This is a genomic window from Halolamina sediminis, from assembly GCF_001282785.1.
Taxonomy (GTDB): Archaea; Halobacteriota; Halobacteria; order Halobacteriales; family Haloferacaceae; genus Halolamina; species Halolamina sediminis.
Map to the genome: position 1 here is coordinate 697387 of NZ_CVUA01000001.1, position 23537 is coordinate 720923.

Annotated in this window: 21 protein-coding genes; 12 read left to right on the forward strand and 9 right to left on the reverse strand. The window is 68.6% G+C overall.

Annotation, left to right across the window (positions count from 1 at the left end):
- Window positions 1-239 precede the first annotated feature (239 nt).
- Both BN1959_RS03575 and BN1959_RS03580 read right to left on the reverse strand, forming a co-directional pair.
- Window positions 240-1349 (reverse strand): ArsA family ATPase, encoded by a 1110-nt coding sequence (locus BN1959_RS03575; protein WP_053947340.1) that lies wholly within the window; start codon window positions 1347-1349, stop codon window positions 240-242.
- A 49-nt stretch (window positions 1350-1398) separates the two neighbouring features.
- The gene (locus tag BN1959_RS03580) at window positions 1399-2292 is read right to left on the reverse strand and encodes a substrate-binding domain-containing protein (RefSeq protein WP_053947341.1); all 894 of its coding nucleotides are present in this window, start codon (window positions 2290-2292) and stop codon (window positions 1399-1401) included.
- A gap of 102 nt (window positions 2293-2394) precedes the next feature.
- On the opposite strand from BN1959_RS03580, the gene BN1959_RS03585 reads away from it, so the two are divergent.
- Window positions 2395-3033 (forward strand): TVP38/TMEM64 family protein, encoded by a 639-nt coding sequence (locus BN1959_RS03585; protein ID WP_053947342.1) that lies wholly within the window; start codon window positions 2395-2397, stop codon window positions 3031-3033.
- On the opposite strand, the gene gpmI is transcribed toward BN1959_RS03585, so the two are convergent.
- Window positions 3034-4563, reverse strand: coding sequence for a 2,3-bisphosphoglycerate-independent phosphoglycerate mutase (gpmI, locus tag BN1959_RS03590; RefSeq protein WP_053947343.1), 1530 nt, complete (start codon window positions 4561-4563; stop codon window positions 3034-3036). It abuts the gene before it with no gap.
- Window positions 4564-4650: 87 nt separating this feature from the next.
- On the opposite strand from gpmI, the gene BN1959_RS03595 reads away from it, so the two are divergent.
- Window positions 4651-6954 carry a hypothetical protein gene (locus tag BN1959_RS03595; protein ID WP_053947344.1) on the forward strand — a complete coding sequence of 768 codons (2304 nt, stop codon included), beginning with the start codon at window positions 4651-4653 and terminating at the stop codon, window positions 6952-6954.
- 110 nt (window positions 6955-7064) lie between these two features.
- Window positions 7065-7727: an ArsR/SmtB family transcription factor gene (locus BN1959_RS03600; protein ID WP_053947345.1), complete on the forward strand. Its 663-nt coding sequence runs from the start codon at window positions 7065-7067 to the stop codon at window positions 7725-7727.
- 553 nt (window positions 7728-8280) lie between these two features.
- On the opposite strand, the gene BN1959_RS03605 is transcribed toward BN1959_RS03600, so the two are convergent.
- The gene (locus BN1959_RS03605; protein ID WP_053947346.1) at window positions 8281-9627 is read right to left on the reverse strand and encodes an alkaline phosphatase family protein; all 1347 of its coding nucleotides are present in this window, start codon (window positions 9625-9627) and stop codon (window positions 8281-8283) included.
- Between the two features lie 189 nt (window positions 9628-9816).
- Between BN1959_RS03605 and BN1959_RS14975 the strand changes: the two genes are divergently transcribed.
- The 3 genes from BN1959_RS14975 (at window position 9817) to BN1959_RS03615 (ending at window position 13154) form a co-directional block, all read left to right on the forward strand.
- The gene (locus BN1959_RS14975) at window positions 9817-9990 is read left to right on the forward strand and encodes an HVO_0416 family zinc finger protein (RefSeq protein ID WP_202594637.1); all 174 of its coding nucleotides are present in this window, start codon (window positions 9817-9819) and stop codon (window positions 9988-9990) included.
- 72 nt (window positions 9991-10062) lie between these two features.
- Window positions 10063-11934, forward strand: coding sequence for a UvrD-helicase domain-containing protein (locus BN1959_RS03610; RefSeq protein WP_053947347.1), 1872 nt, complete (start codon window positions 10063-10065; stop codon window positions 11932-11934).
- Entirely contained in the window at window positions 11931-13154 is a 1224-nt protein-coding gene (locus BN1959_RS03615; protein ID WP_053947348.1) for a M24 family metallopeptidase, read from the forward strand. Before BN1959_RS03610 ends, BN1959_RS03615 begins: the two co-directional genes overlap by 4 nt.
- Window positions 13155-13343: 189 nt before the next feature.
- On the opposite strand, the gene BN1959_RS03620 is transcribed toward BN1959_RS03615, so the two are convergent.
- Window positions 13344-13595 (reverse strand): DUF7533 family protein, encoded by a 252-nt coding sequence (locus BN1959_RS03620; protein WP_053947349.1) that lies wholly within the window; start codon window positions 13593-13595, stop codon window positions 13344-13346.
- A 91-nt stretch (window positions 13596-13686) separates the two neighbouring features.
- Here BN1959_RS03620 and BN1959_RS03625 point away from each other — a divergent pair, with 91 nt between their 5' ends.
- Window positions 13687-14283 carry a riboflavin synthase gene (locus BN1959_RS03625; RefSeq protein ID WP_053947350.1) on the forward strand — a complete coding sequence of 199 codons (597 nt, stop codon included), beginning with the start codon at window positions 13687-13689 and terminating at the stop codon, window positions 14281-14283.
- Between the two features lie 80 nt (window positions 14284-14363).
- Here the strand turns inward: BN1959_RS03625 and BN1959_RS03630 are convergent, their stop codons facing one another.
- Window positions 14364-14648, reverse strand: a complete 285-nt coding sequence (locus tag BN1959_RS03630; RefSeq protein WP_053949308.1) for a MarR family transcriptional regulator — start codon at window positions 14646-14648, stop codon at window positions 14364-14366.
- Between the two features lie 114 nt (window positions 14649-14762).
- Here BN1959_RS03630 and BN1959_RS03635 point away from each other — a divergent pair, with 114 nt between their 5' ends.
- The 3 genes from BN1959_RS03635 (at window position 14763) to BN1959_RS03645 (ending at window position 18340) form a co-directional block, all read left to right on the forward strand.
- Window positions 14763-15074 carry an EMC6-like membrane protein gene (locus BN1959_RS03635; RefSeq protein ID WP_053947351.1) on the forward strand — a complete coding sequence of 104 codons (312 nt, stop codon included), beginning with the start codon at window positions 14763-14765 and terminating at the stop codon, window positions 15072-15074.
- A complete protein-coding gene (locus BN1959_RS03640) occupies window positions 15074-16888 on the forward strand; it encodes a ribosome biogenesis/translation initiation ATPase RLI (RefSeq protein WP_053947352.1) in 1815 nt (604 codons plus the stop codon). The genes BN1959_RS03635 and BN1959_RS03640 overlap by 1 nt, the downstream gene beginning before the upstream one ends.
- Before the next feature lie 570 nt (window positions 16889-17458).
- Window positions 17459-18340, forward strand: coding sequence for an ATP-grasp domain-containing protein (locus tag BN1959_RS03645; protein ID WP_053947353.1), 882 nt, complete (start codon window positions 17459-17461; stop codon window positions 18338-18340).
- Here the strand turns inward: BN1959_RS03645 and BN1959_RS03650 are convergent.
- Entirely contained in the window at window positions 18337-18678 is a 342-nt protein-coding gene (locus BN1959_RS03650; RefSeq protein ID WP_053947354.1) for an Hsp20/alpha crystallin family protein, read from the reverse strand. The two genes, BN1959_RS03645 and BN1959_RS03650, sit on opposite strands and share 4 nt — an antisense overlap.
- Window positions 18679-18808: 130 nt before the next feature.
- On the opposite strand from BN1959_RS03650, the gene BN1959_RS03655 reads away from it, so the two are divergent.
- A complete protein-coding gene (locus tag BN1959_RS03655; protein ID WP_053947355.1) occupies window positions 18809-20038 on the forward strand; it encodes a phosphoglycerate kinase in 1230 nt (409 codons plus the stop codon).
- Window positions 20039-20041: 3 nt separating this feature from the next.
- Here BN1959_RS03655 and BN1959_RS03660 read toward each other — a convergent pair whose 3' ends face one another.
- A complete protein-coding gene (locus BN1959_RS03660) occupies window positions 20042-21073 on the reverse strand; it encodes a type II glyceraldehyde-3-phosphate dehydrogenase (protein ID WP_053947356.1) in 1032 nt (343 codons plus the stop codon).
- A gap of 96 nt (window positions 21074-21169) precedes the next feature.
- On the opposite strand from BN1959_RS03660, the gene BN1959_RS03665 reads away from it, so the two are divergent.
- Window positions 21170-22114, forward strand: a complete 945-nt coding sequence (locus tag BN1959_RS03665) for an aminopeptidase (protein ID WP_053947357.1) — start codon at window positions 21170-21172, stop codon at window positions 22112-22114.
- A 10-nt stretch (window positions 22115-22124) separates the two neighbouring features.
- On the opposite strand, the gene hmgB is transcribed toward BN1959_RS03665, so the two are convergent.
- Window positions 22125-23462 (reverse strand): hydroxymethylglutaryl-CoA synthase, encoded by a 1338-nt coding sequence (hmgB, locus tag BN1959_RS03670; protein WP_053947358.1) that lies wholly within the window; start codon window positions 23460-23462, stop codon window positions 22125-22127.
- Window positions 23463-23537: the final 75 nt, after the last annotated feature.

A 23537-nucleotide genomic window follows, 5' to 3' on the forward strand; every position in this document is an offset into this window, starting at 1 on the left:
GCCTCGCGCTCGCCAGCGGTCGGCGAGCGCGGGGGGAGGGGTGGGGACTCGGCGCTGTGCCGTTGACGAGAATCTCCGATTCTCGTCTGCCAATCAGAAATCTTCGATTTCTGATGATGGGCCTCGTGCTCGGCACCTCGCGGTCACAAGTGGCCAAGCATCGAGATGCCGTTGCCGTCGCGGTAGCAGCCGGCTACTCGATCACGGAAAATCTAGAAACCACACTGTTCACCCACTAATCAGTCCAGACACGCCGCAACCACACGCAACGCAGCTTCCCCACGTACGTCGTCGGCCAGCAGCGGCACGCGCTTCACGTCGCGGCCGCGGTACAGGTCGCTTGCTCGCCCCAGCGCGTCCTGTTGCACCGACCACCGGCGCTGGCAGAACTCACACTCCTCGAGATTGGGCGTGACGATCCAGCCGTCGTCGACGTCGTCGAGATCCGCCACGTCGGCGGGATCCTCCATCACGCGGTTGACCACGAGCGTGCTGACCGGGATGTCGAACTCGTCCAGGCGCTCGACGAGGCGTTCGGATTCGGTGACGCTCATCGTCTCGGGCACCATCACCACCCGGAAGTCCGTCCGTTCGGGATCCCGAAGCAGCGTGCGCAGGCGTTCGATTCGCTCCTTGAGCTCGTCGAGGTCCTGCCTGCCCGCCCCTTCCTCGTCGTCGCCGCCGAACACGCCCTTGATGCCGTCCATCATCCCGGAGAACTGCTGGCGGAGCTTCACCATTCGCCCGACCATCGTGTCGAGCATCTCGGGGAGCTGGAGCAGCCGCAGCGTGTGCCCCGTCGGCGCCGTATCGACGACGACGCGGTCGAACCGCGGGTCGTCCATGTGCTCGATTAGCTTCTGCATCGCCGCGGCCTCGTCGGCGCCGGGCATCGTGCCGCCGAGCAGCGACTCCATCCCCGCGCCGTCGCCGAGCATCCCCGCGAGGTCGCCGACTGGGCCTTCCTCCTGCTGGGCGGCGAAGAAGCCCTCCTCCATCGCGGCGTCGGGGTCGATCTCGACGCCCCACAGCGGCACGTCCTCCCGGAGCCGGCTCGGGTGGGCCGGGATGTCGGTGTCGAGCGTGTCCGACAGCGAGTGTGCGGGGTCCGTCGACACGACGAGCGTCTTCGTCCCGGCTGCGGCGGAGGCAAGCGCCGTCGCCGCGGCGCAGGTAGTCTTCCCGACACCGCCTTTCCCGCCGTAGAGGACGTACTCCGGCGCGTCGACAGTCTCGGGGAGGGCAGTTTCCACGTCGAGCGTTTCGGGGGCGTCGTGGCTGGCCGACGCCACGTCGACGGACTCCTCGTCCTCGACGGCGTCGACCGGCTCCACGTCGATCTCGCTCATTGCCGGCTGTGGGCGACGAGGCCTTGTGTGTCTCTCGGTCCGGGGACGATCACCGAGCCCAGTCGCTCGGCACGTACTGCCCGAACTTCGGCGTTTCCCGCGCTCCGAGCGGCCGGAAGGCCCGCTCGCCGTCGACGCGGAACTCGCCGATCGTCGAGCGCGCGGGCCCGGTCAGGTGGCCGACGAACGCCATCGCCAGCGTGTACGCCACGTCGTGGCGGGCCGGGTTCGTGGGGATGGCGGCGTACTCGTTGCGCAGCAGCGCCGGCGGGTCGTCGATCCCTCGATCGACGTGGGCCGTCAGCGACCCCTCGCGCACCGTGAGGAACGTGCCGCGGTCGGTCAGCGTGTACGCGCTCATTCCCTCGGCGACGGCGAGCGTGTCGCCCATCCCCTGCCCGGTCTCGCGGTACCAGTCGCCGCCGGGGTCGACGGCCGCCGCCTCCCAGATGCGCTGCTCGCGGATGTGGGTGCCCGAGCGGTCACCCCGGGAGACGAACGCGGCTTCGGCGTCGGCGATCGCGCGAAAGGCGGTGGATGGGTCGCTCCCCGCGACGCCCGCAGGATCGTCGGGCGGGCCGACGAGCAGGAAGTCGTTGACCATCAGCCTGCGACGGTTGAGGCCGTGACCCGACCGAACGAACTGATCCTCCAGCGGCCGGGCGTGGACGACGACGAGATCGCAGTCGCCGTTGCGGGCGGTCTCCAGCGAGCCGCCGGTGCCGCGCGGCAGCGTCCGAACCGAGGCGCCGAACGACTCCTCGAACCCCGGCACGACGGCGTCGAGCAGCCCGCTGTCGTACGCCGTCGTCGCCGTCGCGAGAGTGAGCGCCCCCGTCCCGTCGGACCCGGCGGTGTCGCCCTCGCTCGACCCGGCGGTGCAGCCGGCGAGCGCCAGCGTGCCGCCGACGCCGACGGCCTGCAGATAGCGGCGCCTGTCCATGCCGGAACAACTGCTCGACGTTTCAAATAGCTACTGAAGTAACTGAAAGTGGTTCTCACTCGCGACCACAAGCCCCATCGCCCTCCGGCGAGGAGGACGGCCGTGCAGCGACGCACTCGTGCGGTACTGGGGCTCGCAGTCCTCCTCGCCGTCGGGGTGGGCGCCGCGCTCACCTCGCCGCGGTGGGTGCTCGCCCGGCTGGACTGGCTGGCCGCGGACCCCCTGCGCTTTACCGCCGCGCTCGTCGCGCTGGCGCTGGTCCGGCCGCTGCTCGCGTGGCCGACCACGCTGATCGCCGTCGTCGTCGGCTACGGTTGGGGGCTGCGCGGGCTCCCGATCGCGCTGGCGCTGATCGCGCTCACCAGCGTCCCGCCGTTCCTGCTCGCCCGACGATCCGCCGATGGCGGCCGGTTCGCAACCGCGGGCGCGCGAGCGATGGACGCCACGGGCGACCTGCGCGGCGTGATCGTCAGCCGTCTGCTCCCGGCGCCCTCGGACGCCGTCTCGGTCGGGGTCGGCCTCTCGGGTGTCCCCTTGCGGGCGTTCCTCGTGGGGACCGCGATCGGTGAGCTCCCGTGGGCCGTCGCCGGCATCGTCGCCGGGCAGTCGATCGAGCGCGTGCTCCGGGAGGGGTTGGGCGCCGTCATCGACTCGCAGTTGATTCTCGCGGCCGGCGTCGCCGCCGTCCTCCTGCTCGCCGGGCCGGCGTACCGCCACCTCGCCGGCGCGGACGCGGGCTAGCTACTCGAACAGCGACTCGCCGGTCATCTCCTCGGGCTGCTCTCTCCCCAGCAGCGAGAGGACCGTCGGCGCCACGTCGGGTAGCGAGCCCCGCTCGCGGATCGTTCGGCCGTCGGCGTCGCCCTCGGGCGAGACGTAGATCAGCGGGACGGGGTTGAACGTGTGAGCGGTGTGGGGCGACTCAGGGGTTCCCATGTCGTCTGCGTTACCGTGGTCGGCAGTCACGAGCAGGTGTGCGCCCGCCGCCGCGACCGCGTCCGCGAGCCGACCGAGTTCCCGGTCCACCGCCTCCACCGCTGCGACCGCGGCGTCGAAGTCGCCGGTGTGGCCCACCATGTCCGGGTTGGCGTAGTTGAGCACCAGCGCATCGGGGTGGCGCTCGTCGTCGGCGATCGTCGCGACCGCGGCGTCGGTCACCTCCGCCGCCGACATCTCGGGCTGGAGGTCGTACGTGGCAACGTCGGGTGAGGCGACGATGCGGCGTCGCTCCCCGTCGAACGGCGACTCCCGGCCGCCGTTGAAGAAGTAGGTGACGTGGGGCTCCTTCTCGCTCTCGGCGACCCGGAGCTGGGACTCCCCGTTTTCGGCCCACACCTCCCCGAGCGTCCGCTCGGGGTCGTTCGGCGGGAACGCCACGGGGAACGGGTACGTCTCCTCGTAGCGCGTCATCGTCGTCAGCCGGATCTCGGGGCGATCGAGCGCGAACGGCCAGCCGTCGGTGTTCACCCCGCCGAGCAGCCGACAGAGCTGCCGAGTTCGGTCGGCCCGGAAGTTGAACGCGATCACCGAATCGCCGTCCGCTAGTGCTGGACGGCCCGCGATCAGCGTCGGCTCGACGAACTCGTCCGTCTCGTCGCGCTCGTAGCTCTCCTCGACTGCGGCGACCGCAGAGTCGGTTTCGTATCGCGCCTTTCGATTTACGATCGCGTCGTACGTCTCCCGGGTTCGCTCCCAGTTGTGGTCGCGGTCCATCGCGTAGTACCGGCCCGTGACGGTGGCGACGTGGCCGGTTTCGTGCTCGCCGATGACCTCTTGGAGTTCGGTGAGGTACTCGACGCCGCTTCTCGGTGCCGTGTCCCGCCCGTCGGTGAACGCGTGGGTGACGGCGTCGACGCCGCGTTCGGCCGCGAGTTCGATCAGCGCGTGGAGGTGCGCCTGGTCGGAGTGGACGCCGCCGTCGCTGACCAGCCCCACGAAGTGGACCCGGCCGTCGTGGTCGGCGGCGTACGCGAACGCGTCGCTAATGGCGTCGATGTCGTCGAGTTCGTCCGCTGCGATGGCGTCGTTGATCCGGGTGTACGGCTGCTTGACGACGCGGCCGGCGCCGAGGTGGGTGTGCCCGACTTCGCTGTTGCCCATCTGTCCCTCGGGGAGCCCGACCCGGCGTCCGTGGGCGGTCATCGTCCCGAACGCCCCCGCTTCCCGGAGCGCGTCGAAGTTCGGCGTCGCCGCCGCGCCGACTGCGTCCCGGCCGGTCTGATCGTCCGGGGCGAGCCCCCAGCCGTCGAGAACGACGAGTGCTGCGTCCATGCGGGAGCGGTGGGCTGGCCGGCGTATCACGCCTTCGGTGGGCCGACAGACCCATACCCGTTCGCGGAGAACCGGCATCAACGACCGATGGATCTGGACGCGCTCGGCAGACGCCGCCTGCTCGCGCTCTTCGCCGGCAGCGGTGCGGCGGCGGGCGGCGCGTACATGTTCTCCGGCGGGCAACCGGCCGACACCGACGCGATCGGGGCCGAGGAGTCACACCGGCTGGCCGAGGCTCACGCGCCGACGCTGTACTACGGCGCGCGCGAGCAGTGGCCCGCCACGGACCCCCGCGAGTACGCGACCGAGCGCGACGGCGAGACGATCGTCGACGGGTTCGACGCGCTCGACGGCTACACCGAAGACGGTCGCGAGGCGGACTACCCCCACCCGACGGTGTTCTACCACGCCATCGACTACCCCGACTCGTCGCTGTCCTGCGTGCAGTTCTGGATCTACTCCGCGTTCGACCAGTTCTCGACCAACTTCCACTGGCACGACTGGGAGGTGTTGCACGTGTTCGTCGACCGGTCGGCGGACGGCACGGCGACTATCTCGGACACCGAGGGATCGACGACCACCGGCACCGACCAGTCGGCGTCCGTTGACACGGGCGAGCCGGTGCTGTTCGTCGCCTCGGCACACTCCCGGAAGGTGCCGAACAACGAGCACCTCGACCCCGACGTGAGGCGCGCGTCGATCATCAGCGAGGTCGGCTCCCACTCCAGTACGCTCGGGGTGAACGCCCGGCCGACGACGTTCCAGCGCACCGCCGTCGACGGGCTCGCGCCGGACATCAGCAACGACCCGATCGAGGTGATCTCCGGTCAAGCCTCGCTCCCGCTCGCGTACGGGCTCCCGCGGGACGAGGGGCTGATCCTCCCCTACGCGATCCCGGAGTACGACGGCGATCGGCTTCCGGAACACGACCGACTGCCGAACGTCCGCCCCGGGGATCTGGTCCCGGACGAGCTCACCGTCGATTCGTACGGCGAACTCGCGAGCCCCCCTGCGGACATCCCGGAACGCGAGGGCGACGTGGCGTTCGTCCCGGACACCCGTGCGGACGCCAGCGCCGACGCCGATGCGCGGTACGAGCTGGTCGACGCCGAGGAGCTCCGCCACATTGACGCGTTCACCGGCCCGCAGCTGAGCTTCAGCTTCACCGTCCCGGAGTTCGTCGAGAACGCGATCTCGGGCCACATCACGACCGTCGGCGTGCCGTGGGAACAGCCCCGATTCGACAACCCGGCGACCGACATCAGCGACCCCCAACACCGGGCGGCGCTGGCCGACCGCTACGAGCCGATCGAGGCCGGGGGCGACGTGAGCCGCATCCTCGGGGCGGTCCGGGAGGCGACCGGTGCCGACGACGCCCCGGGGAGCAACGGCGTCGCGCTGCTCACGCCCTCGATCGAAACCGTCGCACTGCTGGAGAGCGATCCCGAAGCCGTCCCCTCGTTCTCGGGCGTACTCGCCGTGGAGGACCCCGAGGAGGGTGAGCACCAACTCACCGTCAACGGCGCGGGAATGGCCCCCTACAGCGAGAAACTGACCCACGAGGGCGGTACGACTCGCGCCGGGGTCGACGGCGCGATCCCGATGAGCGCCAACGAGGACGCCGTGAAGATCCGCGGGGAGAGCGCCGAAGGGACCACCCTCGAATCAGTCGCGCTCGACGACGACTTCGCCGGCACGGTGTACGACGGCCGCCCGCCGGGGGAGGGCGGGCGGTTCGGCATCTACGTCCACCGCGAAGGCGCCTACACCGCCGAGATCCGGGACGACTCGGGTGGGCGAGGGGCGCGCCGGGTCAACCCCGACGCCGACGACGAGGCGATCGACCTCCCCGAGATCGAGACGGGGAAGGCGGCGCTGACCAATTTCCTGCTCCGGTTCCTCGTCGAGACGCGGCTGCAGGCCGCAGCACTGCGGGACGACGAGAATATCGACGACGTGCCCACCGGGCAGAACATCGACGACGAGCGGGTGGCGAGCGTCGTCGCGACCGCACGGGAGAACGCCGGAGATCTCGTCGACGGGATCGATGACGCGGTCGAGAGCCTGCTCGACGAGGCGGACGAGACGGACGCCGATGACAACGGGAACGAGGGCAACGGCGGACCCGGGGGCGGTGTCGCCGGCATCGTTCGGCGCGTCGACGCCGCAGTTCTGGTCGCCGTCGCCGCCCGGGCGGCCGCTCGCGACGACCGCCCGGACGACGCCGACCGTCGGCTGGAGTCGCTCCGGACGCGGCTCTCCACCGTCGACGAGTCCGTCGAGGGTGAGGGACTCCCGGGCGAACTGGCGTCGTTCGTGACCCGTCGAACGGCGAGCGTTCGGTCGCGGATCGACGCGGCGATCGAGGCTGACGTGGAGACGGCGTCGTAGCCGGGGGGTGGGTTCGGGGCGCCGTCGGGCCGGAAAACGGGCGCCGTCGCCGGGATCGGGACCGTCCCCGAGTGAGACAGCCTTTTTGCTCCCTGCCGCCAAACCCGAGTATGGACTCGGCGGTACTGCTGAACCTCCTGGGCAACGAGAACCGCCGGCGCATCCTGCGGTTGCTCTCGCATAAGTCCTGTTACGTCACGGAGATCAGCGAGTACCTCGGCGTGAGCCCGAAAGCCGTCATCGACCACCTGCGGAAGCTGGAGGAGGCCGGGCTGGTCGAGAGCCACACCGACGACCAGCGGCGGAAGTACTTCCACATCGCCCGCGCGGTCCGGCTGGAGGTGAGCGTCTCGCCGCACAGCTTCGGCGCCAAGAGCGCCTACCCCGCCAGCCGCGGCCTCGACATGACCGGTCGCTGCTCGCATCTGGATATCGACATCGACGACCGGCCCGAGGGCGACGGGCTGGAGGGGCTAGCCAAGGAGTTCGATCGCCTCCAGAGCCTCGAACGCGAGCTCTCGCTGGCCCAGCGCTGGGTCGACGGCCGGCTGAACGAGGTGCTCGACCGGCTCAACGGTCACATCGGCGCCGAGGCGGACTCGCGGTTCTACGCCGCGGTGCTGTCGGCGGTCGTCACGACCGACGGGTCGCTCCGGGCGATCGCGGAGGCGGTCGACGCCGACACGGCCGCCGTCGAGGACGGGCTGGAGCAGCTGACCGAACGCGGGCTGCTGCGGGAGGTCGACGAAGCGGGCGAGTGGGAGTTGGCTTAGACGTTCCCGTTGAGGAGGTTCCGACAGCAACAGGTTCGGGGTGTTTTCCTTCGATGGGTGTTCCGACAGCAACAGCAGGTCGATCGTAGACCACTTGTAACCGCACCGCACAGCCCTCAATCCTCCCCGGCCGACTCGTTCCTTCGCTACCGCTCAGTCACTCGTCCTCCGAGGGAGCGGAACTCCCTCGTGCCCTCGCTCGGTTCACTCACGAGGACCTCGCGCGCTCGTTCGCCCACGGAGGGGCTCTCGTCGCGCGCCGACCGCCGCGGCGGTGCGGTAGCGGTGGACGCCGCGCGGCCGTCGACGAGAGCGAAGCTCTCGTCTGCCAATCAGAAATCTCCGATTTCTGATGACGGCACCGGTCGCCGGCCCGCGGGGGAGGGGTGGGGACTCGGCGCACTGCGGTCGCAAGCAGTCTCGCGTCGAGATGCTGTTGCTGTGGCGGTCGCTGTCCCAGAAGTCAACAAATCGAGCTACTCTTGCCGCCGAGATCGAGCGTCGATACGAAACACCCTCGCTTCAGAAAAGTACGAACACGACGACCCGAGAGTCAGCTCCGAACGAGACTCGCGCCGTCGAACTCCGTCCGGGTGAAGTCGAGCTGCATCAGGTCGAGGATCGTCGGCGCGATGTCGAGCAGGTCGCTGTCCTCGATGTCCGCATCGGGCGTGTCGATGAACAACGAGGCGTTGTCGAAGCTGTGCATCCCGTTCCGGGGGCCGTCGGCGAACACGTCGGTGCCGCCGGTGAAGCCGGCCTTGAGGTCGAACCCGTGGTTGGGGATGGCCACCAGATCCGGCGCGATGTCGTCGTGGTCGCCGCGGAACGCCTGCTCCTTCTCGACGACGCGCTCACAGACTTTCTGCCCGTCGGGCCCTTCGAGCGCTTCGAGTTCTGCCTTGAGCTCGTCGCGGACCTCGTCGTACTCTTCCTCGGGGACGCTCCCGCGGGGCTCGCGGTCCTCGAGGTTGATGTAGAACCGGCCCGGGATCAGCGAGTACGCCCGCGTGTCGTCGGCGAGATCACCGAGCTCGTCGTGGTCGTCGTCCTGGTAGGAGAGCCAGCCCTCCTGCTCCAGCCACTCGTTGAGGTGGACCTCGTAGTCGAGGCTGGTGAACCCGTGGTCGGAGGCGACGACCAGCGTGGCGTCGTCGGGGAGGTCCTCGCGGATCTTCCCGATGTACTCGTCGACCTGCCGGTAGAACTCCATGAACGCCTCCTTCTCGGGCCCGTCGCGCTCGTAGTCCTCGAACAGGAAGTGGTTCACCCGGTCGGTCGTCATGAACACGCCGAAGAACAGGTCCCAGTCGTCTTGATCGAGGTAGTGTTTGAACGCCTCGTAGCGCTTATCGAGCGTCGCGTGGGCGTCGTCCATGAACGCCGACTTGTCGTCGTGGCCCTGCTTCACGTCGGCGTCGATCTTGTAGTCGATCGACTGGAGGTACTCCGCGAGCTCGTCGGGGTAGGCGGCCTTCTCGACCGAGGGCGAGAGAAAGCCCGACACCATGCGCTGGACGTTGCGCTGGGGCGGGAACGTCACGGGGACGTTCAGCACCGTCGCGTCGCGGCCGTCGTTGGCGACGCGGTCCCAGAGCCGCGTCGCCTGCACGTCTCGGCCCATCGGGACGTACGTGTCGTACGTGCCGATCTCGCGGTCTTGGAAGCCGTAGACGCCGGTCTCGCCGGGATTGACGCCCGTCGTGAGCGACGGCCAGCAGGCGCTCGACTCTGGCGGGACGATGCTGTCGATCGGACCGGCGCTCCCCTCCTCGGCGAGCGCGGCGAAGTTCGGGAACTCGTCGGGGTGGTCGTCCAGCAGACTGAACGGTACGCCGTCGATACCGAGAAAGACGACCCGGGGATCGCCCTCGCCCCGGAGTCGGTCGAACAGTCCCATAGGTGGTCGTACCGCCGAGCACCTTAAGAACCTTCCCTCTACGGAGCGTTTCCGGCCCGCGGTCGATCGCTCGACGACGTCGATACCGGGGGTGGCAGACATCGGCGCCGAAAGTGTGTCGGCATCGACGCCGGTGGTGTGACATGGGGGCACAAGATTTATCTAGTAGTGTGACATACTGTGACATGCATGGCGACGTCAGAGCAGCACTCCGCCGACGAACTGTTCGACGAGTTCCTCGAAGATCGCGGGCACGACACACGGGGATGGGAGGAGTCCTATAACAAGAAACAGTGTCCGGACTGCGGCGGCCTTCACGAGTCCAACGCGGTGGAGTGTTCGGTCTGTGGCTGGCGCCCCTGAGTCACTGACGCGCCCTCTTCGCCTTTCTCGCGAACCCACTCCCTTATGGGGGATGGGCCCGTGTAGCCTCCAATGACCGAGACGGACGCGCACGTCACACGCCTGTTCGGCGGCCCCGGGAGCGGGAAGACGACGGCCCTCCTCGATCGGGTCGAGGGGCTGTTGGAGGACGAGGACGTCACCGTTCGGGACGTTCTCGTGGTCTCTTACACCCGTGCGGCCGCCGCGGAGATCCGCGAGCGCTTGGCCGAACGGCTCGACACGTCGCCGCGGGCGCTGCAGGGGAACGTCTGTACGATGCACGCGAAGGCGTACGAACTGCTCGACCTCTCGCGGGGCGACGTGGTCGGCGAGAGCGACAAGGAGGAGTTCTGTGAGGAGTACGGCGTCGAGTACGAGGACGAGAAATCGGGCGCCGGCCGGCGGACCGCCCGGTCGACGACGCTGGGTAACAAGGTGATCGCAACCTCCCAGTGGCTCCAGCGTACCGACCGCGACGTCGCGGACTGGTACGACGTGCCGTTCAAGTGGGATGTGGAGGAGGTCCGCCTCCCGCCGGACATCGACCCCAACGCACAGGAGGGAAACAAGTACACGCCGACGTGGCCCTCGGACGACGACCGCCTCGACGTGCCCGAGGCGATCCGCGGCTGGCGCAACTACAAGGGCGAGAACAGCGTCATCGGCTTCGCCGACATGCTCGAACGCGTCGCCCAGCGCTCGCTCCAGCCCAACGTCGACTACCTGATCATCGACGAGTTCCAGGACATCACGACGCTACAGTCCAAGGTGTACGAGGAGTGGAAACCCCACCTGGAGAAGGCGCTGATCGCCGGCGACGACGACCAGGTCGTGTACGCGTGGCAGGGCGCCGACCCCGACCTGCTGCTCGACGAGGACGTCGACGAGGACGTGGTGCTCCCCAACTCCTACCGCCTCCCCTCCCGCGTGCTCAACGTCGTCAACAAAGAGATCCGCCACATCGACAAGCGACAGGAGAAGGATCTCCGACCGCGGAAGGAGGGCGGCGCCGTGGAGGCTGCGGAGTCGCCGTCGATGCTCGAACTCGTCCGGAACGTCCGGCACACGATCGAGCAGGAGAACGCCCGCGAGGACGGCGACGGGAGCGTGATGCTGCTGTTCCGGGCCCGCTACCAGATGTTCGACTTCGTCGACGAGTTCATCGACGAGGGGATGCCCTTCTCCTCGCTGACCGACCAGCGGCTCTGGACCGACCGGCTGACCGACTACGTGCGGGCGATCGAGGCCGTCGACGCCGGCGAACGTCTCACCGCGCTCCAGGCTCGCCGGCTGGCGGATATACTCCAGGAGTCTGCCTTCGGCAGCGGCGACCGCGACGACCTCTACGACCTCATCGACGAGGTCGAGGAGCAGTCCGCGGAGGACGACCTCGCGGAGATCCCGGTCGCGCCCGACGCCGTCGAGGACGCGGTGCCGTTCATGCCCGGTCCGCGAAGCGCCGCGGACATGGCCCGGAAGATCACTTCGTTCCAGCGCAAGTCGATGAAGGCGTACTTCGAGGGCGACTACCGGAAGATGGACCCCGACCGCGTCCGCGTCGGCACGATCCACTCCGCGAAGGGCCGCGAGGCCGACCACGTGTTCGTCGCGACCGACCTCACCGAGAAGGTGGTCGAGCAGATGGCCGCCCAGGCCGACCAGCAGGGGCTCGAAACGCCGGGTGAGGAGGAGTTCACCAAGACGACTGACCCCGTACCGGTCCTCACTGACAACGAGCGCCGCGTGTTCTACGTCGGGATGTCCCGGGCACGCGAGCGGCTCGTCCTGATGGAGAACCTCGTCACCGGCGCGCCGACGCTGCCGATCAGCGTGGTGCTGTTCAACGAGCTCAGAGACGAGCCGCCGTCGGAGCTGATCGACGAGGTACAGGAGTCCCTGGAGGCGCCCGAACCGGAGCCGTGACGCCGGCGCTCGCGCCCGGAGCCCCCGACGTTTCTCCGGACCACCCCCCCGCTCCCGGAACTGACCTATCGCCGATCGCAGCGGCGGTCGAGGAGGCCGACGCCGCCGGGTTCGTCGCCGTCGGCGACCGCTTCGACGACGACGTGCGGTACCTCTCACGGTTCGTCGGCCCGGACCGGGCGTACGCCGTCGTCGTGACGCCGGACCGGGCCGCACTGACCGCGCCGGCGCTGTTCGACGAGCAGGCCGAACGGGAGTTCGTCCGCGGCGCTCCCGACGACGGGATCGCCCGCGAGATTCGGACGGAGAAACAGCGCGGTCCCGCGGGCGTCCGCGCAGCCGCCGCGGTCGACGACCTCGCTCCCGCCGCCGCCGACTCGACGGTTCTCACTCCGGCGAGCATCCCACACGACGCCGCGCTCTACCTCGAAAACGCCGGCTACGAGCTCCGGTCCACGACTGCCGTCGCCGACGCCCGTGAACGGAAGACCGAGGCCGAACTCGCTTGCCTCCGCCGAGTACAGGCAGTCACCTGCCGCGGCATGGCCCGCGCCGAAGCGGTCCTCGCGGCCGCCGAACCAGACGGCGACGATCTGCTGTTCGAGGGCGACCCGCTCACGACCGAACGCCTGCGCCGTGAGGTCGACGCGGAGATGGCGCGTCACGGTGTTCGGAGCGCGGAAAACACGGTTGTCGGCGCCGGTTCGACCGCCGCGGATCTCCACTACACCGGGAGCGACCACGTCGCCCCGGGCGAGACGGTGCTGCTCGATATCTCCCCGCGCGGCCCGCACGGCTACTACGGCGACCTCACCCGGACGTTCGCCGTCGCAAGCGAGGGCGGCTGGGAACGCCGCGCGTTCGTCGCGGTCGAGCAGGCACACGAGACCGCCCTCGAACACGTCGAAGCGGGCGTGACGGCCGGAACGGTCCACGAGGAGGCCGCCGCCGAACTCACCGCCCACGGCTTCCGTATCGACTCGGACGAGGTCGGTCTCACCCACGGCGTGGGACACGGCGTCGGCGTCAGCCTCCACGAGGGGCCATCACTGCGGGTCGAGACGCCGCTGGAACCGGGGAACGTGATCACGATCGAACCGGGCGTTTACGACCCGGAGATCGGCGGCGTCCGGATCGAAGACCTCGTCGCTGTCACCGAAAACGGCTACGAACGGCTGGCGACCTACCCCGTCCGGTTCACGCCGACGTCTCCCGAGTAACGCGTCCTCGACTTTTTGAGGGAGAACGCGGCCAACCGCCTCGTGGCCTGAACGCGGCCGCAGGGTGATCCGGGCGGGAGAACGGCGCACCTCCTGCGGCATCGTCGGACGACATCCGACTGCCAGCTCCCGTCAGCGTCGACGTGCGCCGTCTGTCCGCCACGGTCGGGAGCCACCGCTCTCGGCGATCTACTGCTCCTCGTCCGACTCCTCGGGGTTGGTGACGACCCCTTCGACCGCGCGCTCGGCGGCCATCCCCGGCAGGTCGCCGGGCGTGGTCAGATACTTGGGGAGTAGCACCATCAGCGCCGCGATCGCGAGAAAGGCTCCGCCGACGGCGGTGTCGCCGCCGAGCAGTCGCTCGACCGCGTAGATTCCCAACGGGATCGCGAACACGAGGCTGCCCGCGACGCCGACGGTCTCCAACAGGCCGAGTCGCATCACCCGGGCGTAGATGGGCGGCGGCCAAAACGTTCCCGCCACAGAACTGAGAGTGGAAACGCTCTTGAGACGCCACCGCGGAGTATCGGGCGTGTTCACCGGCATCGTCGAGCGGACGGGCGAGATCACCGACGTGAGCGAGACCGAAGACGGGCGCCGCCTCACTGTCGCGGCGTCCGGGCTGGACGATCTCCACCACGGCCAGTCGATCAGCGTCAGCGGCGTTTGCCTGACCGTCGAGGCGTTCGATCCGGAGGGGGGTTGGTTCGAGGTGTTCCTCGCGGCGGAGACGGTCGAGAAAACGTACCTCGGCGAGCTCGGCGTCGAGGACGCCGTCAACGTCGAGCGCGCGCTCCCGGCGGACGGCCGCTTCGACGGGCACGTGGTTCAGGGTCACGTCGACACCACGGCGACGGTCGAAGCGATCGAGCAGGTCGGCGAGGACTGGCGCTACACGTTCTCGCTGCCCGAGTCGGTCAGCCAGTACGTCGTCTCGAAGGGATCGATCGCGGTCGACGGGATCAGCCTCACCGTCGCCGAGCGCGACGAGGGGCGCTTCGAAGTCGCGATCATTCCCGCCACCCGAGAGATCACGACGCTGTCGGAGAAGTCGGTTGGCGACCCGGTCCACTTGGAGGTCGACGTGGTCGCGAAGTACGTCGAGCGGATGACGCAAGGCTACCAGTGAGCGCGCGACGGTCAGTAGGCGTTCGGCGAGCCGGTCAGTAGGCGTTCGGCGAGCCGGTCAGTAGGCGTTCGGCGAGCCGATCAGTCGGCTTGGCCCGAGCAAGCGTCGGCGCCGCAGTCAGCCTGCATCGGCTCTGGTGGGTTCAGCTGATAGAGGTTCTGGCGGGCGTCGGCGAAGTAGACGTCCTCGTCCACGACGCCGATCCCCTCCAGGCGTTCGAGCGCGTACCGGACCGTCCGAGCGGAGAGCATCGACTCCTCGACGATCCCCTTCTGGGTCAGCGGACCGTCGTACTCGAGCACTTTGAACACGAGCTTGGCGCTTGGCGGGAGGTCGTCGAGGGCCTCCTCGTCTGTCTCGGTCATCATTTCGGATCGAAACCCTCCACCGGGATAAATCTTCGTGGACTGGTGACGCACCCCAGCACTGTCTGGGGTCCAAGCGAACTCCTTTTGTCGGCGCGCCACGGAGTCGCGCCCATGGCTACGGAGAGTTCTCGCGGGCTTTCGGATCACGTCCGCGGGGTGACCGTCACGACCCTCGCCTGTCTGTCCGGCGTGGTCGCGACCGCCGTGAGCGGGGTGGTGTTCGCCGACCCCACGTCGGTGGGGATGACGACCCAGCTGGCGGTCGTCGCGGCGTTCGTGATCGTCCAGCAGCCGATCCTCTACGCGATCGGCGTCGACATCGGCGAGTTCGGGATCAAGGACAACCTCTACATCGCGTTCATGACGTTCGCGCTCTGGTTCCTGAGCTACACCGTCGTGCTCTCGACCGGAGTGAGCTTCTGATGTCGAGCGACAGTATCGCGGTCGTGGATCTGGACCGCTGCCAGCCCGACCGATGTAACTACGAGTGTCAGAACTTCTGCCCGCCCAACCGGACGGGCAAGGAGTGCATCACGCTCCGGGGTGAGGACGCCGACGAGGGCGACCCCGACCAGATCCACATCTCCGAGGAGATCTGTCTGGGTGAGTCCTGCGGGATCTGCGTCGAGAAGTGTCCGTTCGACGCGATCGAGATCATCAACCTCCCGTCGGAGCTCGACCAGGAGCCGGTTCACCGCTACGGCGAGAACGCGTTCTCGTTGTACGGGCTGCCGACGCCCGAGCCGGGGAACGTCACCGGGATCCTCGGCCCGAACGGGATCGGGAAGTCGACTGCCGTCCACGCGCTGGCCGGCGAGATGACGCCGAACCTCGGCGAGTTCGAGGGGGAGGCCGACTGGGAGGCGGTGCTCGACCGCTACCGCGGCACGGAGCTCCAGACGTACCTCCAGGACCTGATCGACGGCGAGATCTCCGTCGCGCGCAAGCCCCAGTACGTCGACCAGATCCCCAACCAGTTCGACGGCGAGGTCCGGCAGCTGCTCGAACGGACCGACGAGCGGGGCGAACTCGACTACCTCGTCGACGAGCTCTCGATCCGGCCGGTGATGGATCAGGACATCGACTCCATCTCGGGCGGGGAGCTCCAGCGCGTCGCGATCGCGGCGGCGCTGGCCCGCGACGTCGACTTCTACTTCCTCGACGAGATCACCCCCTACCTCGACATCAGTCAGCGGATGACCGCCGCACGGCTGATCCGCGAGATGGCCGACTCCGGCGAGCGCTCGATGCTCGTCGTCGAGCACGACCTCGCGATCCTCGACCTGCTTGCGGACACGCTCCACATCACCTACGGGGAACCCGGGGCGTACGGCGTCGTCACCGACCCCAAGTCGGTCCGCAACGGCATCAACGAGTACCTCACGGGCTACCTCGACAACGAGAACATGCGCATCCGCCCCGAGGAGATCACCTTCGAGCAGCACGCGCCGCGTGCCGCGACGAAGGGCGAGCCCCTCGTCGAGTACCCCGAGATGCGCAAGTCCTACGGCGAGGGCGAGTTCTCGCTCGACGTCGAGTCCGGGACGATCTACGAGTCGGAGGTGCTGGGCGTCGTCGGCCCGAACGGGATCGGGAAGTCGACGCTCGCGAAGATGTTCACCGGCGCGCTGGCGCCCGACGAGGGTGAACTCGACACGCGGCTCGACATCGCGTACAAGCCGCAGTACATCGAGATCGATCAGCCGATGCGTGTCGACGCGTTCCTCTCCTCGATCACCGACCAGTTTGGCTCCTCCTACTGGAACACCGAGATCGCCCAGCCGCTCCAGCTGGAGGGGATCATGGAGCAGAACCTCGACGACCTCTCGGGCGGGGAGCGCCAGCGCGTCGCGATCGCGGCGTGTCTCTCGGAGGACGCCGACCTCTACCTGCTCGACGAGCCCTCGGCCCACCTCGACGTGGAGCAGCGCGTGCAGGCTACCTCGGCGATCCGCCGGTACACCGAGAACCACGACGCGACGGCGATGGTGATCGACCACGACATCTACATGATCGACCTGCTGTCGGACCGCCTGATGGTGTTCGACGGCGAGCCCGCCCAGCACGGGACCGCCCGCCCGCCACAGGAGATGCGCGCGGGGATGAACGACTTCCTCGCGGATCTGGACATCACGTTCCGCCGCGACGAGCGCACGGGGCGGCCGCGGATCAACAAGCCGGGGAGTCAGAAGGACCGCGAGCAGAAGCGGAACGGCGAGTACTACTACTCGGACTGATTCTCGGTCGTTTTCGGTGATTCCCTCGTTGTTTGGTTGCTCGACCAGCCGTCGGGACCGGTACCAGTGGGTTTGCCCAGCGACCGCGACGGCAACAGCATCTCGAAGCATGGCCACTTGCGACCGCAGTGCGCCGGACACAGGGTCCGGCGCAGCACCGAGTCCCCACCCCTCCCCCCGCGAGCGCCGTAATTGGCGCTCGCGAGGCGTCCACCGCCACCGCACCGCAGCCGGCGGTGGCGCGCGACGTGAGCCCCTCCGTGCGCGAACGAGCGCGCGAGGGACGACTGACCGAGCGAAGCGAGGGAAGGAGTCGGCTGGGGAGGCGTGTGGGCTGTGCTGTCGGGTGGGACTGAAAGGGGCTGCCCGCTCGGCGACGGCGGCCGACGCAAGCACCGCAGGGAGCGGAGCGACCGAGGAGCGCAGCGAGGCCCCCGAGCCGAGCGGGCAGGGGCTTTCACGGTGTTGTCGTCCACTCACTCGGAATCACGTTTCCCAGAACCTCAAGCAAACAACCCCACCGATACCACGAAGCTATACCCCATCGCGACCCCGACATCCATACAGAAGATGCTCCGGCTCGCCGTCGCAACCCAGCGAGAAACCTACGAGCGCATCCGCGACCCCCTCGCCGAGCGCGACATCGAGGTGGTCCCCGTCCGCGCCAGCGAGCGCACGCTCTCGCTCTCCTCGCCCGACCTCCCGAGCGTCGACGCGGGTCTCGTCTTCCCGTCACGCTTGATGGAGGGCGGCGCCGTCGCGGTCGCGCTCGGCGTCCCGTGGGTGAACGACCGCGAGGCGATCCTCACCTCCCGCAACAAGGCGGAGGTGCTCGCCGCGCTCTCGGCGGCCGATATCCCGACCCCCGAGACGACGCTGGTCTCGAACCCCGTCGAAGACGAGAGTGTTGCCGCCGCGGCCGAGAGCCTCCAGGCCCGTGTCGACGCCGCAGAGCTCGTCATCAAACCCAACTCCACCACCCGCGGCGTCGGCGTCGCCCGCGTGGCGGATCCGGACTCGCTGCTCGGCGTGACTGACTACCTCGACCTCGTCCACGACTTCCGGGCGACCGGCGACCGATCGTTCCTGCTCCAGGAGTACCTCCCCGACGCCCGTGATTACCGCGCGATGATCGTCGACGGCGAGTACGCCGGCGCCGTGGAGCGCCGGCTGCCCGAGTCCGAGACCGCCGCGGGCAAGTGGAAACACAACGTCCACCGCGGCGCAGTCGCCGAGGGCGTCTCGCTCTCGAAAGATGCTCGCGAACTCGCAGAGAGAACGGCCGACGTGCTGGAGATCGACTACCTCGGCGTGGATCTGCTCGAAACCGACGACCGGCTCGTGGTCAACGAGACCAACGCGCGCCCGACCGTCGACGATGCGACGAAGTACGAGCCGGAGTTCTACGATCAGTTGGCAGAATTGATCCGGAAGACGGCCGAGAGCCGCTAGGAGAGGTCGATGTCGGCGGCGTCGTCGAGCTTCTCGAAGCTGACTTCGAGTACGCCGTTGTTGAACGTCGCCTCCGCGGAGTGTTCGTCGACTCGGGTCGGGAGCCGCACGCGCTCGCGGTACTCGCCGGCGGCGATCGTCAGCGTCTCGCCGTCACACTGCAGCGAGATCTCCTCTTTCTCCGCGCCGGGGAGGTCCGCGACGAGCCGGAGCTGGTCGCCCTCGTCGAAGGCGTCGACGTGCGCGTCGGCGCCGTCGTCCTCCGGGCCACCACCCATCATCCGCTCGATCTCGTCGAAGATGTCGCCGAACGGGTCTTCGCGGTCGTCCCTACGCATGGGCGTCCGTACATCAGGGCCGGGCAAAAGCCTTCTGTCGGCGGGGGTCGCCGCTCGTTCGCGTGGTTTTCCCCACCCCGGACGCCGAAACCGTTCGGTTTGAAGTGTCCCAACAACGAATCGCGCGACGATGGGTTCTTTCGCGACGCTCGACGCGTTCGACGAGCGGTTCTCCGAGGCGCGGGTACTGGTCCGACTCGACCTCAACTCCCCGATCGAGGACGGCACGGTCCGGGACAACCGCCGGTTCGAGCGCCACGCCCGAACCGTCGCCGAGCTGGCCGACGCCGGCCACCGGGTGATCTGTCTGGCCCACCAGGGTCGCCCCGGCCGCGACGACTTCACGCATCTCGACCAGCACGCCGGCGTGCTCGCCGCCCACCTCGACCGGGACGTCCAGTTCGTCGACGACATCTGCGGGCCGACCGCAATCGACGCGATCGAGGACGCCGACCCCGGCGACGTGCTGTTGCTCGACAACGTCCGGATGGACGACGACGAACTCGCCGACCGCGAGCCCGAGGACCACGCCCAGTCGCGGCTGGTCACTCGCCTCGCCGAGGCCGCGGACGCCTACGTCAACGACGCCTACTCCGCGGCCCACCGCGGTCACGCCTCCCTCGTCGGTTTCCCGTACGCGCTCCCAGCCTACGCCGGCCGGGTGATGGAGACGGAGTACGACGCCAACTCCGCGATCGCCACCCGCGAGTTCGACGGACAGGTGACGATGGTCGTCGGCGGCACCAAGGCGACCGACGTGATTCAGGTGATGGACGCGATCGGCGACAAGGTCGACGCGTTCTGTCTGGGCGGCATCGCTGGCGAGCTGTTCCTCCGTGCGGCCGGCCACTCCGTCGGCTACGACATCGGCGACTCGGACCGCTACGACCAGCAGTGGGCCGAGAACGAGGAGACGATCCGCTCGGTACTCGACGAGCGCGGCGACCAGATCCACCTGCCGCTGGATCTGGCCTACGAGAACGAGTACGGCGGCCGCGCCGAGATCGCGCTCTGGCAGATCGACGAGAAGAGCACCTCCTTTCTCGACATCGGTTCGGCGTCGATCGACACCTTCCAGGAGATCGTCGCCGACAGCGAGGCGGTGTTCGTGAAGGGCGCGCTGGGCGTGTTCGAGGACGAGCGTTTCGCCGACGGCACCGTCGAGGTGCTCGAACAGATCGCCGAGACCGACTGCTTCTCGGTCGTCGGCGGCGGCGACACCTCCCGCGCGATCGGGATGTACGGGCTCGAGGAGGCGCAGTTCTCACACGTCTCGATCGCTGGCGGGGCGTACATCCGCGCGCTCACGGGCGAGCCGCTGGTTGCCGTCGAGGCGCTGGCAGCGAACCGGCCCGAGTAGGGACTACCGCTCGAACGTCCGGCCCAGCCCCATCCCGAGGGTCTCGTTGGTGGTCGCGATGCTCTCGGCTTTGCTCGCGGAGTCGGTGATCGCCCGGATCGCGTCGACGTTCTCGGGCACCACGTCTGACTCCTGGTGGATCGCTTGGAACAGGTAGAGATCGTCGCCCCGTACGGCGATCGACTCGCCCCAGATGCAGTTCTCCCAGATGTCCCCGCGGGAGCGCCCGGCGTCCAGCGCGAACTGCTTGAGCTTGCCGGCGCCGTCGATCCCCGCGTACTCGGGGATCAGGAACAGCCGGGACTCCTCGCGTAGGAGCTCCCGAACGTCCTCGGCGTCGGCGTCGCTCTCGAGCGTGACGTTCACCGAGTGCATGTGCATCAGCGTCGCCGGCACCTTCAGCCCGAGCGTGTCGATGTCGAGGTCGGGGAAGATCGTCTTCACGTCCGGGCCGTGGTGGCTCGGCAGCGAGACGGGGTCGGGGAGGATGTCGTCGATCGGGCCGCGACCGGTCTGGCCGGGGTCGCCGCCGCGCCGGACGAGCGTCACGCGGGACTTCTCGACGCCGTACTCCTCTCGGAGCGGCGCGAGCAGCCGGGAGAGCCCGGTGGTGTTACAGGAGACGACGCGGACGTGGTCGGCGCCGACCGCGTCCTCGAAGTTCGCGCGGGCGTTGAACGACGTGTCCGCCACGTCGGCGTCCTCGCCGCCCTGGTAGATCGCGGGCGTGTCGTGGGCCTCGTACACCTCGCGGTTCTGGGCGCCGATGCCGCTGGGCGTCGCGTCGACGATCACGTCCGCGGTGCTCACGAGGTCGTCGAGGTCGCCCGCGACGGCGATGCCCGCCTCGTCGAACAGCTCGCGGCGTTCCTCGACAGCCGCGTAGAGGTCGAACCCCTTCGAGACGGCGGCCTCGGCCTCGAAGTTGGGCGAGGTCTTGGCGACGCCGACGATCTTCATGTCGCGCTGTGCGACGACCGCGTCGGCGACGCGTTTCCCGATCGTGCCGTAGCCGACCACACCGACTTGGATCATGGTTCGAGATGGGGCGCTAGCCGATAAGTAGGCGGCGGTTCCGCCCGACTGCCGCCCGTCGCAACATCTATTCACCCTTCGGGCGAACTTCGCTCCGTGACCGATCTTCGCAACGCCGCCGAGACGGCGATCCACCAGTGTCTCGATCTCGGAGCCGAGGAGTCGATCGCGATCGTGACCGACGACGAGCGCCGCCCGATCGCGGAGGCGCTGTACGAGGTAGCCGCCGAGGTAACCGACGACGCGACGTATCTCCAGTACCCGCCGGGCGAGCAGCACGGGCAGGAGCCGCCCGAGCCCGTCGCGGCGGCGATGAAGAGCGCCGACGCGTTCCTCGCGCCGACGACGCGCAGCCTCTCGCACACCCGGGCCCGCTCGGCCGCTTGCGAGGCGGGCGCCCGCGGCGCGACCCTCCCGGGAATCACCGAGCGCGTGATGGTCGAAGGGCTCGACGCCGACTACGAGGCCATCGCCGAGCACTGTGAGGCGGTGCTCGAACAGGTCGAGAACGCCGACGAGGTCCGGGTGACCAGCCCCGCCGGGACCGACATCACGTTCGACGTCGACGGTCGGGGATGGCACGAGGACACCGGGATGATCCGTGAGTTGGGGAGCTTCTCGAATCTCCCCGCGGGCGAGGTGTTCGTGGCCCCTGAGAGCGCCGACGGGACGTTCGTCGTCGACGGGACGATGATGCCCCACGGGCTGCTCGAGGAGGACCAAGAGCTCCGATTCGAGGTCGACGACGGCCACGTCACCCACATCTCCGACGAGGCGGTTCGGGAGAACGTGGACGCTGCCCGCGAGGAAGTCGGCGACGCCGCGACCAACGTCGCGGAGCTCGGGATCGGGACCAACGTCGGTGTCGACGAGCTCGTGGGTTCGGTGCTGCTCGACGAGAAAGCCGCCGGCACGGTCCACATCGCGATCGGCGACAACGCCTCGATCGGCGGGGAGACCGAGGCGCCGATCCACCTCGACGGGATCCTCCGCGCGCCGACGGTGTACGCCGACGGCGAGGAAATCAGCCTGCCCGAGTGAGACTGTCGGGCTATTCGACGTACTCGTACAGCCGCTCGTTCATCCGGCCGCGGCCGGCGAACACGAACTCGCCGTCGGGCGTGGTGAACTCCTCGACGTCGACGGTCATGTCGTGGTTGTGGACGTCGTGGATCTGCTCGTACTCCTCGAAGTCGAGATCGTAGCGCGCGTCGAGCTGTTCGTCGATGTTCAGCTTCTCGATCTCGTCGAGCCAGCCGTCGGCGACGGTCTCGGCGTGGATCTCCGCCTGCGCGCCCGAGCCGTAGGAGCCGACGAGGAGCTTCTCGCCGGCGAGATCACGACCCTCCGCGGCGGCCTGCTTCAGCGCGCTCGCGCGGGCGACGTGGACCGAGCCGGTGTACCAGTTCCCGACCTCTCGGGCGATCGACAGCGTCGGCTCGATGGTGTCGGCGTACCACGACTGGTACGTGTCGGTGCGCTTGAGCTCGTCCATGTACTCCTGGATCGCGTCCTCGTAGGCGTCCCAGTCCTCGAACTCGCTCTCGCGGGGCTGGCGCCCGATCTCGTCGGCGAGCTCGTCCTCGATCTCGGTGTCGCGGATCATGTGCCGGTAGCCCAGCAGGCCCGCCTTCCGGACCATCCCCGGGAACGGCGTGTGGAACGGGATGTACGTGAAGTCGTCGGGGTGCATGTCCCACGCGACGGACTCGAAGTCCTCGACGGCCTCGCGCATCCGGGCGAGGTACACCTGCATCGAGCGCTTGCCGTCGACGCTCGGGAACTGCTGGTTCGGCTTCAGGAAGTCGGTCTCGTCGGCGCTGCCGTACCCCTGCTCCGTCGAGAGTTCGACGAGGCTGGGGTCCTCGGTGATCAGCATCGCGACAGCGCCGGCGCCCTGGGTCGCCTCCCCGCTGGAGCCGCGGGCGTAGAGTGCGGTGTCGGTCGCGACGACGATCGCGGAGCGGCCGCGGTTGCGGCCCGCCTTGATCCAGTTGTACGCATCGTCGATTGACTGCGTCCCGGCGATGCAGGCGAACTTCCGCTCGCCCTTGTTGGCGTGGTGGAAGTCGCCGTCGTACACCTCCTCCAGACAGCCCGCGATGTACGTGGAGACGGGCTTTGAGTTGTCGAACGCGGACTCGGTCGCCACGTCGATGCGGCCGATGTCGTCCGGCTTCAGGCCCTTGCGGTCCATCAGGCGCTTGGCGGCGTTAGCGCCCATCGTGACGATGTCCTCGTACACGTCCGGGAACGAGGAGTTCTCCAGCCCCAGCCCCTTCCGGTACTTGTCCGGGTCTTCGTCCTTCTCCGGGGCGAACGTGCCCGGGAGATCGAGTTTGGTCTTGCCCGCCCAGATCTCGACGGCGTCGATGCCCACGGTAGTCATGGTTCCGTGTGTGACGGTTGGCTATTTGGGTTTGTCGATGAGGGTTACGTCGATTGTGGAAATAAATAATTAGAG

What these genes read in the sequence shown, in the direction of transcription:
- BN1959_RS03600 (WP_053947345.1), top strand. Translation starts at nt 7,065, where the DNA reads ATGGACTCGGCGGTACTGCTGAACCTCCTGGGCAACGAGAACCGCCGG.
- BN1959_RS03620 (WP_053947349.1), bottom strand. Translation starts at nt 13,595, where the DNA reads ATGCGACTCGGCCTGTTGGAGACCGTCGGCGTCGCGGGCAGCCTCGTG.
- BN1959_RS03575 (WP_053947340.1), bottom strand. Translation starts at nt 1,349, where the DNA reads ATGAGCGAGATCGACGTGGAGCCGGTCGACGCCGTCGAGGACGAGGAG.
- BN1959_RS03605 (WP_053947346.1), bottom strand. Translation starts at nt 9,627, where the DNA reads ATGGGACTGTTCGACCGACTCCGGGGCGAGGGCGATCCCCGGGTCGTC.
- BN1959_RS03640 (WP_053947352.1), top strand. Translation starts at nt 15,074, where the DNA reads ATGTCGAGCGACAGTATCGCGGTCGTGGATCTGGACCGCTGCCAGCCC.
- BN1959_RS03610 (WP_053947347.1), top strand. Translation starts at nt 10,063, where the DNA reads ATGACCGAGACGGACGCGCACGTCACACGCCTGTTCGGCGGCCCCGGG.
- BN1959_RS03645 (WP_053947353.1), top strand. Translation starts at nt 17,459, where the DNA reads ATGCTCCGGCTCGCCGTCGCAACCCAGCGAGAAACCTACGAGCGCATC.
- BN1959_RS03655 (WP_053947355.1), top strand. Translation starts at nt 18,809, where the DNA reads ATGGGTTCTTTCGCGACGCTCGACGCGTTCGACGAGCGGTTCTCCGAG.
- hmgB (WP_053947358.1), bottom strand. Translation starts at nt 23,462, where the DNA reads ATGACTACCGTGGGCATCGACGCCGTCGAGATCTGGGCGGGCAAGACC.
- BN1959_RS03650 (WP_053947354.1), bottom strand. Translation starts at nt 18,678, where the DNA reads ATGCGTAGGGACGACCGCGAAGACCCGTTCGGCGACATCTTCGACGAG.
- BN1959_RS03635 (WP_053947351.1), top strand. Translation starts at nt 14,763, where the DNA reads ATGGCTACGGAGAGTTCTCGCGGGCTTTCGGATCACGTCCGCGGGGTG.
- BN1959_RS03630 (WP_053949308.1), bottom strand. Translation starts at nt 14,648, where the DNA reads ATGACCGAGACAGACGAGGAGGCCCTCGACGACCTCCCGCCAAGCGCC.
- BN1959_RS14975 (WP_202594637.1), top strand. Translation starts at nt 9,817, where the DNA reads ATGGCGACGTCAGAGCAGCACTCCGCCGACGAACTGTTCGACGAGTTC.
- gpmI (WP_053947343.1), bottom strand. Translation starts at nt 4,563, where the DNA reads ATGGACGCAGCACTCGTCGTTCTCGACGGCTGGGGGCTCGCCCCGGAC.
- BN1959_RS03580 (WP_053947341.1), bottom strand. Translation starts at nt 2,292, where the DNA reads ATGGACAGGCGCCGCTATCTGCAGGCCGTCGGCGTCGGCGGCACGCTG.
- BN1959_RS03660 (WP_053947356.1), bottom strand. Translation starts at nt 21,073, where the DNA reads ATGATCCAAGTCGGTGTGGTCGGCTACGGCACGATCGGGAAACGCGTC.
- BN1959_RS03595 (WP_053947344.1), top strand. Translation starts at nt 4,651, where the DNA reads ATGGATCTGGACGCGCTCGGCAGACGCCGCCTGCTCGCGCTCTTCGCC.